The sequence below is a fragment of the Oceanobacillus sp. FSL W8-0428 genome (assembly GCF_038004405.1).
GTDB lineage: Bacteria > Bacillota > Bacilli > Bacillales > Amphibacillaceae > Oceanobacillus > Oceanobacillus sojae.
On record NZ_JBBORB010000001.1, the window covers coordinates 199,748 to 213,703 of the forward strand.

The 13,956-nt window shown below is 38.3% G+C and carries 11 protein-coding genes; 4 read left to right on the forward strand and 7 right to left on the reverse strand.

Annotated elements, in window-relative coordinates; all coding sequences use genetic code 11:
- Positions 1-23: 23 nt before the first annotated feature.
- On the reverse strand, positions 24-1,595 hold the full coding sequence (mbcS, locus tag MKY30_RS00890) for an acyl-CoA synthetase MbcS (RefSeq protein WP_341082555.1): 1,572 nt from the start codon (positions 1,593-1,595) through the stop codon (positions 24-26).
- 212 nt (positions 1,596-1,807) lie between these two features.
- Between mbcS and MKY30_RS00895 the strand changes: the two genes are divergently transcribed.
- On the forward strand, positions 1,808-2,818 hold the full coding sequence (locus MKY30_RS00895; protein WP_341082556.1) for a YcjF family protein: 1,011 nt from the start codon (positions 1,808-1,810) through the stop codon (positions 2,816-2,818).
- A 44-nt stretch (positions 2,819-2,862) separates the two neighbouring features.
- Here MKY30_RS00895 and MKY30_RS00900 read toward each other — a convergent pair whose 3' ends face one another.
- Entirely contained in the window at positions 2,863-3,420 is a 558-nt protein-coding gene (locus MKY30_RS00900; protein ID WP_147210616.1) for a GNAT family N-acetyltransferase, read from the reverse strand.
- A 125-nt stretch (positions 3,421-3,545) separates the two neighbouring features.
- Between MKY30_RS00900 and MKY30_RS00905 the strand changes: the two genes are divergently transcribed.
- Entirely contained in the window at positions 3,546-4,316 is a 771-nt protein-coding gene (locus MKY30_RS00905; RefSeq protein WP_147210617.1) for a class I SAM-dependent methyltransferase, read from the forward strand.
- 44 nt (positions 4,317-4,360) lie between these two features.
- On the opposite strand, the gene MKY30_RS00910 is transcribed toward MKY30_RS00905, so the two are convergent.
- The 4 genes from MKY30_RS00910 to MKY30_RS00925 all read right to left on the reverse strand — a co-directional run bounded on the left by MKY30_RS00910 (position 4,361) and on the right by MKY30_RS00925 (position 9,838).
- The gene (locus MKY30_RS00910; RefSeq protein ID WP_371863295.1) at positions 4,361-5,779 is read right to left on the reverse strand and encodes a SpoVR family protein; all 1,419 of its coding nucleotides are present in this window, start codon (positions 5,777-5,779) and stop codon (positions 4,361-4,363) included.
- 180 nt (positions 5,780-5,959) lie between these two features.
- The gene (yhbH, locus tag MKY30_RS00915; RefSeq protein WP_147210619.1) at positions 5,960-7,132 is read right to left on the reverse strand and encodes a sporulation protein YhbH; all 1,173 of its coding nucleotides are present in this window, start codon (positions 7,130-7,132) and stop codon (positions 5,960-5,962) included.
- Positions 7,133-7,369: 237 nt separating this feature from the next.
- Positions 7,370-9,265, reverse strand: a complete 1,896-nt coding sequence (locus MKY30_RS00920) for a PrkA family serine protein kinase (protein ID WP_341082557.1) — start codon at positions 9,263-9,265, stop codon at positions 7,370-7,372.
- Positions 9,266-9,397: 132 nt separating this feature from the next.
- Entirely contained in the window at positions 9,398-9,838 is a 441-nt protein-coding gene (locus MKY30_RS00925; RefSeq protein ID WP_341082558.1) for a hypothetical protein, read from the reverse strand.
- Between the two features lie 158 nt (positions 9,839-9,996).
- Between MKY30_RS00925 and MKY30_RS00930 the strand changes: the two genes are divergently transcribed.
- The gene (locus MKY30_RS00930; RefSeq protein WP_147210622.1) at positions 9,997-10,794 is read left to right on the forward strand and encodes a Cof-type HAD-IIB family hydrolase; all 798 of its coding nucleotides are present in this window, start codon (positions 9,997-9,999) and stop codon (positions 10,792-10,794) included.
- 117 nt (positions 10,795-10,911) lie between these two features.
- On the opposite strand, the gene MKY30_RS00935 is transcribed toward MKY30_RS00930, so the two are convergent.
- Positions 10,912-11,454 (reverse strand): GNAT family N-acetyltransferase, encoded by a 543-nt coding sequence (locus MKY30_RS00935; RefSeq protein WP_341082559.1) that lies wholly within the window; start codon positions 11,452-11,454, stop codon positions 10,912-10,914.
- A gap of 322 nt (positions 11,455-11,776) precedes the next feature.
- Between MKY30_RS00935 and MKY30_RS00940 the strand changes: the two genes are divergently transcribed.
- On the forward strand, positions 11,777-13,828 hold the full coding sequence (locus MKY30_RS00940) for a catalase (protein ID WP_341082560.1): 2,052 nt from the start codon (positions 11,777-11,779) through the stop codon (positions 13,826-13,828).
- The last annotated feature ends 128 nt before the right edge of the window (positions 13,829-13,956 follow it).

The window sequence follows — 13,956 nt, forward strand, 5'->3', positions numbered from 1 at the left end:
CCTATTACCTCACTTTAGATGAATTAATTACTGTACTCTTGCTGTCTAAGCTCTATGCGACGAATTTTACCTGAGGTTGTTTTTGGCAATTCAGAAACAAACTCGATTTTCCGCGGATATTTATAAGGCGCGATCTCGTGCTTCACATAACTTTGCAGGGTCTCCACTACTTCATCGTTCCCGATAATATTATCCTGTAAAACAACAAATGCCTTCACTACATTTCCTCTTATCGGATCTGGGCTTGCAACAACAGCACATTCTTTTACATCAGGATGTTTTACCAAAGTGTCCTCTACTTCAAAGGGGCCGATTGTATAGCCGGAGCTGATAATAATATCGTCACTTCGGCCTTCGAACCAGAAATAACCTTCTTCATCCATGCTTGCCTGATCCCCGGTCACATAATAATTTCCGCGCTGTGACCTTGTTGTTCTTTCTTCATCTTTATAATAGCCTTTAAACAAGGAAGGTGTATCAAGTGGAATAGCAATATCACCTACCACACCAGGCTTTGTCAACTGACCATCTTCGTCAATAACAACCACATCATGCCCTGGAGTCGGTTTGCCCATTGCTCCCGGGCGTACCTCTGTTCCTTTTAAGAATCCGAGCAATAATGTATTTTCTGTCTGACCGTATCCATCTCTGACTGTCACGTCAAAATGCTGTCTGAATTTATCAATGACTTCACGATTTAAGGGCTCGCCGGCAGAAACGGCGCTATGCAATGCATCTAAGTGATAATCATCTAAATTGGAAAGCTTAGCCATTAAGCGATACTCCGTTGGTGTACAGCACAGCACATTAATCTGATGCTTTTCCAAAAGCTCTAAATATTTAGCTGCATCAAATCTGCCATCATAAACAAATGCAGTTGCTCCGGTTCCCATAATGGATAAAAACGGGCTCCATACCCATTTCTGCCAGCCTGGGGCAGCTGTTGCCCAAACTGTATCTCCGTCTTGAATGCTGAGCCAGTAGCGCGGTGCACTGGACATATGTGCAAATCCCCAGCCATGGGAATGAATAACTGCCTTAGGGTTACCTGTCGTTCCAGATGTATAAGATAAAAACGCAACATCGTCTCTTGAAGTTTTTACCGTTTCTAATTGATCGGAAACCTGGTTCTTCTCCTTATCAATGGATACCCATCCTTCTATCTCTTCGCCAATGCTGAATTTAATTAACTGTTCATATTCAGCAACCTTTTTAAATTCCTCCACACAAGCTTCTGTCGCAACAACAGCATTGATTTCTCCATGTGAGATACGGAATTGCAAATCCTTCGTCCGCAGCATTTCAGAGCTTGGAATAATAATGATTCCTGATTTTAAAGCTGCAATATATAATTCATAAGCCTCTATACAGCGCGGCAGCATAATCATCATTTTGTCTCCGCGTTTTAATCCATGTTTTAACAGGATATTTCCAGTCTTATTTGCATTCTTGATTAAGTTAGTATAGGTAATTTCTTTCGTATCCCCGTTTTGCTCTTCTAAAATTATCGCTTTTCTTCCTTCATCTGCTGCATATTTTTCAAACTCAGAAGTAATGTTATACCATTCTGGTGCAATTAGATCTGATTTCTTCATCGTATCCCTCCTCAGATTAGTACCTCATACTATATTCTAGTAATTATAGCAATAAATTAGAATAACTTCAAAAGGATTGAAATTTTCTGATAGTAAAAAATTATCCTATTCCTGCTCTTCTGCCTTTAAATAGCTAAAATTTTTTTTTCCATTAAATAATAGTGTATGATTATAATCAAAAGGGAATAGTAACACATGAAGGAGTGTTGATAATGTCAGCATTTAATGAGAAAGATTTTGACAAAGCTTATGATAAAGAAACAACTAAAATTAATAAACAATTAGATAAAGACATTATTTTTGCGATGATTGGTGATATCAACACTGGAAAATCCTCAACGATTAATCAGCTGATTGGTGACAATGTCGCTAAAGTCGGTGCACGTCCCGGGGAAACGATTGGTATTGATAAATATGTATACCGTGACAAGATTATTTTTGCGGATACACCCGGTCTTGATGATATTAATCAAACAAATTCTGATGAAACATTCCGTTTTTACCGCAGAGCGGATGTTATTTTATTTTTCTTAAACGCTGCTGGAACTGTTTTTTCAGAAGGTGAAAGAAGATCATTTGAAACAATTAAAAAAGAGAATAAGCACATCATTTTTGTTTTAAATAAAATTGATGCAGCAGATGATATTCCAGCGCTTGTTCAATATGTGAAGCAACATACATCGAATCGTTATCCTGTTATTCCGATTTCTTCCCGGACGGGAGAAAATATCGATAAATTAAGAAATGAGATTCTAGAAATTCTTAAAAAAAAAGAAAAGGAAATTCAATTCGCAAGGCTTATTAAAGAAAAATCTCAGACGGCGAACAAATGGATTTTAGCAGCCTCCGGATCGGCTACAGCTGTTGGGGCAGCTCCTTTTCCCGGATCTGATTTTATCCCATTAACAGGTATTCAGGTTGGGTTAATGATTAAACTGGCGACCTTATATGAAAAACCTTTATCCAAGAAGAAAGCTAAAGAACTGACGATCGCAACCATCACCGGGAATATCGGCAAAACGATTTTTCGCCAGGTATCCAAATTTATTCCAGGAGCAGGCTCCGTTATCGGCGGCAGTGTTGCGGGCGGTATGACACTTGCCATGGGGTATGCTGTAAAATATGCTTATGAAAATAATATTGACTTGAATGCAGAAACATTGAAGTCTCTGTACAGCTATTTTTATAAAAGAGGGAAAGAAGAACAGAAGGAAGATAAGTAATATTGAAAAAGTACATGCGGTTTAAACTGCATGTACTTTTTTCTTTACCCCTTAAATTCTTCTTTTAAAATGGAATAAATTTTTAAGTCCTCTTGCTTCCCTTTTCTTTGCATTGACTTTCTTAAAGTTCCTTCATAGGTCATTCCAGATTTCTCCATCAATTTGTAGGAAGCAATATTATCTGGACGGCATCTGGCATAAATTCGTTCCAGCTTTAATTCTTCAAATCCAAAACGAAATATTTCCCGGACAGCTTCTGTTCCAATACCCTTCCTCCAGTACTCTCTGGAAAGAACATATGCAAGCTCTGCAAAATAATGCTTCTGATTCCAGTTTAAATCAATTGTTCCAATAACACGGTTTTTCTTTTTCCAAACGATTGCCCATGCTCCCCCTGTACCTTTTTTATACTGAGCAAATAAAAACTCCATAAACGCTTCTGTATCTGCTATTGTTTCATGTGTTTCCCAAGTCAAAAACGTGGTCAGATCCGGATCGGAAGCATAGTCGTAAACATCCTGCAGATCTTCTCTCTTCATTTGCCTTAAAAGCAGTCTTTCCGTTTCCAGAACTGGAAATGGAATAAATGGACTTTCCTGCATTGCTTCTCCTCCTCTTTTATGTAAAAATTAAGACAATTATACACAAAAATATTAGCTTTTCCAAGTACTTTCCATTTTTAAGTTTAGATACACATTAAAATACTATTACGAAAGAGGTCTTTCCTATGTCCTACACAAAAATCAATGAAGCCATTTGGAATAAATGGAGTAAAGAAGGCTACCGCTGGACGCAGCCAATTTCCACAGAAGTATTTCAAAAAGCCAAAGAAGGTGTTTGGAATGTATTATTAACTCCGAGTATTCCTGTTCCCAAAACATGGTTCGGCAGTTTAAAAGGTAAGAAGATATTAGGCTTGGCTTCCGGTGGAGGCCAGCAGGGGCCGATTTTTAAAGCATTAGGAGCTGAGGTTACAATCATGGACTTATCTGACGCACAATTAGAAGCGGAGCGAACCGTTTCCGAACGGGAAGGTTACGATATTAAACTTGTGAAAGCTGATATGACAGAACGCTTTCCTTTTCCAGATGATTCTTTTGACCTTATTTTTCATCCTGTCTCCAATACGTATGTAGAAAACATTGAGCCAGTCTGGCAGGAATGCTATCGTGTTATGAAAACAGGCGGACAACTGTTGTCAGGCTTTACGAATCCTGAAATTTATTTATTTAATGATGCTGATAAGCTGGAGGATATTCGGGTTGTTCATCCGCTCCCCTATAACCCGTTAAAGGATTTCACAGAAAAAGAACGGGCAGAATTAATCGAAAATGATGGGGTTCAGTTCAGCCACACAATGGAAAGTCAAATTCGGGGCCAATTAAAAGCCGGTTTTTTGCTGAAGGATTTTTATGAAGATTTCGCGTCTACTGAGGATGATTATATTCTTTCTAAGTACTTTCCACAATTTTATGCGAGCCTGGCAATAAAATTATAAACAATCAGCTGACCAGACACCAGGTCAGCTGATTCAATAATTATTTAAATCCGCTGCTTATACATTTCTTTTCCATCGTAAGTGTAAAGTGTTTCTTTCCCTTCAACAACTGTTTCTAAATGGACAGATCTTCCCCATAACTGATGGATATATGGTAAAACATGCTCCAAATATTTAATATCCAGCTCAATATCCTCATAGCCGTGACGTAAATACAGCTCCCCATTCCGGAGATAGTCACCATTTTCTACTGTGATATATGGAAAGCCCCCATTTACACGCTGGGAGACAAGCTGATCGCGAATTTGTACATAATCCTTTTCTGTAATCCGATAATCTCTCCCTTTCTTCTCAAAAAGGTACATATCCTCTTTAGCAACTAATTCCTTCGTCAAATAGTTACGGATAAAAGAAATATCGGAATCCATTTCCCTTACTTCAAAAATTTTATCTCTTCCTTTATTCGGTTCACAGCCATTTCTTATCATTTCTTCGGTTGGGTTGTTATAGCGTTCTTCAATATCTTCAAAGATTTTTATCCCTAAGTAATAAGGATTGATTGATGTCCGGGATGGCTGAACAACACCAGCATTCAATTTAGCATATTCAAGCGTCTCTGCTGTTGTTAAATCTAATTCACGCATAATTCGCTGATGCCAATAGGAGGCCCACCCTTCATTCATTACTTTCGTTTCTAATTGCGGCCAGAAGTAAAGCATTTCCTCCCGCATCATCGTCAATACATCACGCTGCCAATCCTCCAGTTCTCTGCTGTATTCTTCAATAAATAATAATAAATCTTTTTCAGGAGAAGGGGGGATTTTCTTTTGCTTTTTTATTTTTCTCTTCTGCGAATGTTTTTCACTTGAATCTAAGCTCCACAGATCATCGTACTCTCCTCTTTTTTTATAGCTGTCTTCATCTGTGGTGTCGTCTTCTGTTTTGGGTGGCAGTTTAAATCGGACAATCGATGGATCAATATGCTCCTGAATCGATAAAATGGCGTCCAAAAAGCTCTCTACCTCTTCCTTCCCGTGCACCATTTCATAATGGGCAATACGCTCAGCAGTTGCTGTCATACTTTCCACCATATCTTTGCGGGTATTGGAAAAACGAATATTATTTTTAAAGAAATCACAATGTGCCAGTACATGGGCAATAATTAATTTATTTTGAATCAGGCTGTTTGTATTTAATAAAAAGGCATAGCATGGATCAGAATTAATCACCAGCTCATAAATTTGACTTAAACCTAAATCATATTGCAGCTTCATTTTATGGAATTGCTTTCCGAAGCTCCAATGGGTAAAACGCGTCGGCATACCGTAAGCTCCAAATGTATAAATAATATCTGCTGGACAAATCTCATAGCGCATCGGATAAAAATCCAGACCAAACCCTTTAGCTACCTCAGTAATTTCTTCGATAGCATTCGTTAACTCCTTTGTTCCGTTCAAGTGGATTCCCCCTTTAATCAGCTACTACTAGTCTATGTTTCCCGGATGAAATCTTGCCCTTCCTATATTTCTTTCGCAAAATAAAATAAGGAAACTCGCTTTAGCTAAACTTCTTCTGCAATAGTATTTATCAGCAATAAAACAGCCCAAAGAAATAATTACGCAAATCTTTGAGCTGTTATTTTTTTATACATGTTCTGCGGTCTTTTTAAAAAAGCTCTTCATGGCATGATATACATCTGCCTTTTCTTTTAATACATAATGCTTAAACTTAGGGTCTTCGATAGTTTTATAGGCATTCATCAAGGTTGAATAACGATTATAGCCGTTTACTTCCCCATAACCAAACATATTTGATTTCTCCATCAGCTGGTGGACTAACTCAATGCATGTCTTGTTATCCGAGCTGATATTCTCTCCGTCTGAAAAATGAAATGGATAAATATTATATCGGGACGGATTATATTTTTCCTCAATTACTTCCAAAGCTTTATAATAAGCAGATGAACAAATAGTTCCCCCACTTTCTCCTTTTGAAAAAAATGCCTCCTCCGTAACTATTTTAGCCTCGGTATGATGGGCAATAAATTCAAATTCCACACTTTCATATTTGGTTTTTAAAAAACGGTTCATCCAAAAGAAGAAGCTGCGAGCAATATACTTTTCAAAAGCCCCCATTGAAGCACTCGTGTCCATCATTGCCAGGACTACTGCTTTGGAATCGTGACGGATAACTTCATTCCAAGTCTTGAAACGCAAATCATCATTATAAATCGGTGTAATTTGTGCCTTTCCATCCCGGGCATTCCTTTTTAATGCTGTTAATATCGTCCGCTTCTTATCGACATTCCCCATTAATCCTTTTTTTCGTACATCATTAAATTCGACCTTTTCCGTAATAATCTCTGATTTTTCTTTTTCCTGCAGATTAGGGAGCTCTAATTCTTGAAATAATGCATCTTCTATCTCCGCAATGGATACTTCTGATTCATAATAATCCTGACCCGGCTTATCACCAGCCTTCTTTCCATTTCCAGCTCCGGCCTGCTGGCCATCACCGCTTCCGGGTGCACGGGCAACAACATCTCCAACTTCTGAATCTCCGTTTCCCTGTCCGACATGCTTTGATTTTTCATAGTTATACCTGATTTTATATTCATCCAGTGAACGAATTGGTATTTTTACCATATCTTTTCCATTGGACATAATGATGTTTTCTTCACTGACTAGATCAGGCAGGTTCTTCTTAATTGCATCTTTAATTTTTTCATTATGACGCTGTTGATCCTGATAACCTTTTCGGTGGAGAGACCAGTTTTCTTGGGAGACGACGAAATTATGCTCTTGCTCATTGGACACTCGAATCCTCTCCTTATATTTTAATTGTTTCCAATCATCAGTTTATGGTACAAACAGTTTTAGAAACATGCTTTATCTATTCTATGCAAGAGAGGATAAGTTATTGCAGACGGATTAAAAGAATTTGAGGTTTTTAGAAAACCTATTTTCTTTATCAGAAAAAATAAAAAGTGGCATCCATCTTCATCTGGATACCACCTATTATTTTTTCTAAGATAGAAGACCACAGCTATAGCTTTACCGATTTAATAGACTTCCCACATAACGCAGCAGTTCATTCGCAGACACCGAATTATACCCATGCTCATCAATAAGGCGGGCAATTACCTCGTTAATTTTCTTCAGCTGTGATTCATTTGGTGTTTTCGAGGATGTTGTAATTTTCACAACATCTTTTAAATCAGCAAATAATTTTTTCTGAATCGCTTCACGAAGACGTTCGTGTGATTGATAATCGAACCGCTTGCCTTTGCGTGCATAGGCAGATAAGCGGATTAGAATTTCTTCACGGAAACCTTTTTTCGCATTTTCAGAAATACCAATCTGTTCCTCAATCGAACGCATTAATTTTTCATCCGGATTCATTTCCTCTCCGGTAAGCGGATCACGTAATTTATTCTGGTTACAATAGGCCTCTACATTATCAAGATAGTTATCCATTAAAGTCTTCGCAGATTCTTCATAGGAATAAACAAAGGCTTTTTGAACTTCTTTCTTCGCAATTTCATCATATTCTTTTCGGGCAATCGAAATATAATTTAAATATTTATCCAAGTCATCCTTTGAAATAGATGGATGCTGATTTAATCCTTCTTTTAACGAACGTAATACATCCAGAGCGTTAATCGACGGAACTTCTTTACGGATAATCGTTGAGGAGATACGGTTAATGACATATCTTGGATCAATTCCTGACATTCCTTCATCTGCGTATTCATTTAATAGATCCTCTACATCAATTTGATTATAGCCCTCCACACTTTCTCCATCATAGAGCCGCATCTTTTTCACCACATCTACAGTCTGTTTTTTCGATTCCTTTAATCGGGTCAGAATGGAGAATATTGCTGCTGCCCGCAAGGCATGTGGAGCCACATGTACATCAGCAATATCACTTTCCTGAATCATTTTTTGATAGATCCGTTCCTCTTCACTGACCTTCAAATTATATGGAATTGGCATAACAATCATTCTGGAATGAAGCGCTTCGTTCTTTTTATTGGAAATAAATGATTTATATTCCGATTCGTTTGTATGAGCAATAATTAGCTCATCAGCAGAAATTAACGCAAATCTTCCTGCTTTAAAATTCCCTTCCTGAGTAAGAGAAAGCAGATGCCATAAGAATTTTTCATCACTTTTTAAAATCTCCTGGAACTCCATCATTCCACGGTTCGCTTTATTTAATTCCCCGTCAAATCGATAAGCCCGCGGATCAGATTCTGATCCAAATTCCGCAATCGTTGAAAAATCAATGCTTCCTGTTAAATCAGCAATATCCTGTGATTTTGGATCTGATGGGCTGAAGGTTCCAATACCCACCCTTTTATCCTCGGAGAAAAAGATCCGCTGCACCTTGACATCTTCAATCCTGCCGCCGTATTCCTTCTCTAAACGCATCGTATTCAGCGGCGATAAGCTGCCTTCGATCCGGATACCATACTCTTCATAAAAATCCTCCCGCAGATGTTGCGGTATTAAATGAAGAGGATCTTCATGCATTGGACAATTTTTTATCGCATACACTGCACCTTCATCTGTACGCGAATATTGCTCCAGGCCGCGTTTCAGCAAGCTGACAATCGTGGATTTCCCTCCACTGACGGGGCCCATTAATAATAAAATTCGTTTTCTGACATCTAATCTTCGTGCTGCCGGGTGAAAATATTCTTCTACTAAGCTTTCAATTGCAGATTCTAATCCAAAAATAGCTGTTCCAAAAAACTGATACATTTTGTGGTTATCCTTCTCTTTGACTCCCGCATTCTTTATCATATTATAGACACGGGAATGAGCAGTTTGTGCAATTGTGGGGTTTTCTTTTACCAAATCTAAGTATTCCGCAAATGTACCTTCCCATCCCAGTTGCTTTTCTGTTTCTCTATCATTTTTTACTTTGTTTAAAATATCCATCGCAGGCTCCCTCCATCTTGCAACGATTTCTATATCCTATGCAGAGGAAGTTTAAAACATGCTCTATGGAAATATTTTAGAAAAACAATCTGGCTCATTTTCAAACAAAAAAATATGGCAGGAAGTCCGCTTTTAATCAAGTACTTTTTCATTATATGTATCGAAGTCATACCTTTCTCCCTGAATAATCGTATACTGGGTTTTTCCTCGTTCAACAATCCAAACCATCACTTCAGCCTCATCTGTTTGCGCTGTAATAACAAATAAATCCTGGTCATCTGATAACCCGATTGATTCTATGTAATTATCTTGCAGCTCCCGGTCACGAATAAGTGTAATATTCATCATATTTACTCCATACATCGCTCGGACATCCTCTGCTGCTTCATTCGTTAATTCCTCTATTGGATGTGCTTCTAAATATTCCTCTGAAAAGTAAGAAGCAACATTTTCTTCCTCATCCATAAGGGCAGCTGTATACATATCATTTACTATCCGGGCACTGTTTGGACTTAAGCAGCCTGCCAGAAAAACCGGAATACACATTACAATTAGCAGTACTAAGCGTTTCATATCATTAACTCCTCATTTCTTCATCTATCCTGATTGTAAGCGATTTACATATGTTTGTGAAGAATAATTGAATTAGGTGGATAAAGGTCTTCAGTTGAATCTCGACAGAAGTTCCATCATAATAGGAAACGAATGATGAAGGTGAAATGAGGGATTAGATGGTATCAGATAAAAGCATTATTTTTTTCGATATTGACGGAACACTGTTGACGGAAGAGGAAAGAACACTGCCAGAATCAACGAAAAAGGCGATTTTCAAGTTAAAGGAGCTGGGTCATGAGGTTGCTATTGCAACAGGCCGGGCAAAATTTTTATTTGAAGATTTACGAAAAGAATTAGATATTGACACTTACATATGCTACAACGGGCAATATGTTGTGTTTCGCGGAGAAGTTATCTATGCAAATACTTTAAATCCAAAAGCTTTGGATGAATTAACAGCATTTGCTTTAAATAAAAATCACCCTGTTGTTTATATGAATGATAAAAAAATGACAACAAATGTACCTAATGACCATCCATATATCGTGGAAAGCATTTCAACATTAAAGGTAGATGCTTATCCATCCCAGGAGCAGGATTTTGTAAAGCATAATAAAATTTATCAGGGGCTCCTCTTCAACACAGAAGGAGAAGAGAAGCTTTATCAAGATACATTTACTGATTTTGATTTTATCCGCTGGCACCCTAAATCTGTAGATGTTCTTCCAAAAGGCGTTTCTAAAGCCCTTGGTATCAAGAAACTACTTAAATATCTTGATTTCTCTGCTGAAAGACAATACGCTTTCGGAGACGCTTTAAATGATTTAGACATGCTTAAAATGATTCCTAATGGGGTCGCTATGGGAAATGGTTTACCTGAAGTGAAGGAAGCAGCTGCTTATGTCACAAAGGATGTAAGTGACGATGGCATTTTATATGGCTTACAAATGGTCGGACTGTTGCCGAAAGATTGAGAGCTTGGTTAACCCGACCCTTGGTATCTAAAAGATTAACATCTTGCTAAGAAGTGGAATAAAGAGCTTTTCCCATGGGGCAGCTCTTTATTTTTTTAGCAATTTTTTTAAATCAGGTTATTGTTCAAGTATTCTAAAAAAGATAAGATCTATATACTCATCATCTTTTTTAAGATGTTCTTTCAAGGTTCCTTCTTTTTTCATACCTATTTTCTCCATGATTCTTCCGGAAGCCGGGTTTGTATGAAAGTAACGCGCAAAAACTTTATGATACCCTTTCTCTGCAAAAGCAAATTCAAGGACAGCCTCTGCTGCTTCTGTTGCATAGCCATTCCCCCAATATTCCTCACCGATCCAATAAGCTAATTCACCATTACTAAATTTTGACTGATTAGAGAGCGCTATAGCGCCGTACAGCTTTCCAGTCAATTTATCAGTAATGGCAAATTCAAAGCTTCTTTCTTCTTCAAAATTTTCAAAATGATCTTTTATCCAAATTAATGCATCCTCTTTATAATATAGATATGGAAGATACAAGGTATTTTTGTAAATATTATAGTTATTACATAGCCGGGTAACTTCTGGAGCATCTGATTCTTTAAACAGGCGCAGAAGCAGCCTGTCTATACCTATTATTCTTGCCTCCTCACTATAAGCCATTATCTTTTTCCCTTCTAATTCTTTATAAATTAAGGCTTTTTGTTTTTTTGAGATTGTTCTTTCATCCATTTTGCTCTGGAAAGCATTCCCCACACTCCCGCTATTGCCAATATGATAAAAATAATAAAATTAATCCAGCCCATATGCTCTCTCCTCTTTGATATCTGTCTACTTCTAATATTATTATATACACTTCAAAAAGCAATCTAATCATTTTAAATATAATGCAATATTTATCCTTCTCTGCCTCCAGTCATATATCCATTTTCAGGCGAATATACTCCTATTATTGTGAAGAAATTCGTCTAAAAGGAGGATATACATGACAGACAGCAATAACCGGAAACCGGAGGAAAATAAAAAAATCAGACAACTGGAAAAATTTTATAGAGAAAATGAAGGAAAACCGATGACAACGGATGAATCGGTTAAAATTTCGGATGATGAGAATACACTCAGTGCCGGAGATCGCGGACCGCAGCTTTTGGAGGATTTTATTTACCGTGAAAAGCTCTCGCATTTTGATAGAGAACGTATTCCAGAGAGAAATGTCCATGCGCGCGGCTATGGAGCGCACGGAATATTTGAATGCTATGAATCACAAGCAGATTTAACAGATGCACATTTCTTACAGGAAGCTGGCAGAAAAACACCTACATTTGTCCGTTTTTCACAGGTTGCCGGATCAAGGGGAGCTAACGAGACATTACGTGATGTGCGTGGTTTTGCAACGAAATTTTATACGGAGGAAGGGAATTTTGATTTAGTCGGCAATAACATCCCTATCTTTTTTATTCAGGACGGCATTAAATTCCCTGATTTAATTCATGCATTAAAACCGGAACCAAATACTGAAATTCCTCAAGGGCAGACAGCGCACGATACTTTCTGGGATTTTATCGGCAGTAACGAAGAATCGGCAGCGATGATGATGTGGATTATGTCCGACCGTACAATCCCGCGCAGCTTTCGGATGATACAAGGCTTCGGTGTGCATACATTTCGTCTTGTGAATAAAGAAGGTGTGTCACATTTTTGTAAGTTTCATTGGCGGCCAACCTTAGGTGTACACTCTCTTATTTGGGACGAAGCCCAAAAAATCGGCGGTGCTGATCCAGATTTCCATCGGCGGGATTTATGGGAGAATATTAACAAAGGGAATTTCCCTGAATACGAGCTGGGCATTCAAGTTATCCGTGAGGACCAGGAGTTTGATTTTGACTTTGATATTTTAGACGCTACCAAGCTGTGGCCGGAGGAGCTTATCCCCCTTAAAAAAATTGGGAAAATGACCTTAAATAAAAATGTCGAGAATGTTTTTGCAGAGACAGAACAGGTTGCCCTTCATCCAGGAAATATTGTGCGCGGAATTGATTTTACTAATGATCCGCTTCTGCAGGGCAGATTGTTCTCCTATGCAGATACACAATTTTATCGTGTTGGCACAAATTTCAAGCAAATCCCGATTAATTGTCCTATCCACACAGCACATAATAATCACCGTGATGGTGCAGCACGTTATGTTATTGATAAAGGTCAGGTTGCTTATCATCAAAATTACCTGGCTGACAACACCCCTTATACTGTTCCCGGCGATAAAGGGGGATTTGTCACCTATCCATCTCTTGTTGAAGGGAAAAAGGTGCGTAAAACAGCTCCCAGCTTTGAAGATCACTTTTCACAAGCAAAGCTTTTCTGGAACAGTATGAGTGATGTGGAAAAAAGCCATATCCTGCAGGCATTCAGCTTTGAGCTTGGGAAAGTGAAAACACCGGCAGTTCGTGAACGTGTGATTCGAATGCTTGCCCATATTAGCAGGCCATTGGCTGTTTCTGTTGCTGAGCAGGTTGGCGTACCAGCTCCGCCGGAGGATATTCAGGAATCCGATGTCACTGCTTCCTCACCGGCTCTAAGTATGAGAAATACGATTTTTACTGCAGATACCTTAAAGGTCGGGGTTATTATTGATGAGCAATATGACAGTAATGCCTTGGAAGCTGCTATGGCTTCATGGAAAAAAGCTGGATTGCAGCCTGTCTTTGTAAGCAGTAAACTTGGAACATTACAAGGAACAGGCGGAGATACGATTTCCGTTGATGACACATTTTTAACAGGATCCCCTCTGCTGTATGACGGTTTATTCGTTATCGGCGGTCCTTATGCTACAAGAGATTTTCATTTTATGGCGAATCAATTTATTGTGGATCAGTTTAATCATTATAAACCAATTGGAGGTATCGGCGAAGGAGCTGAATGGATAGAAGAAATCCACCTTCAAGATCGTCCCGGTGTTTTAGCAAGTAAGTCTCCAAACGAAGGCTTCTATAAAGCCTTTGTTAATGCAATGGCCAAACAGCGTTTTTGGAATCGGTAGGAAATGAAAAAACAAGAAAATCAATTGGTCTTTAAAACACTGATGTTCTTGCCAAAGTAAATGTCTACTACGGGAATCGCCCCGATCTATGAAGAAATGCTCAGCACTGGAAAGTTACCTGCGCTGAG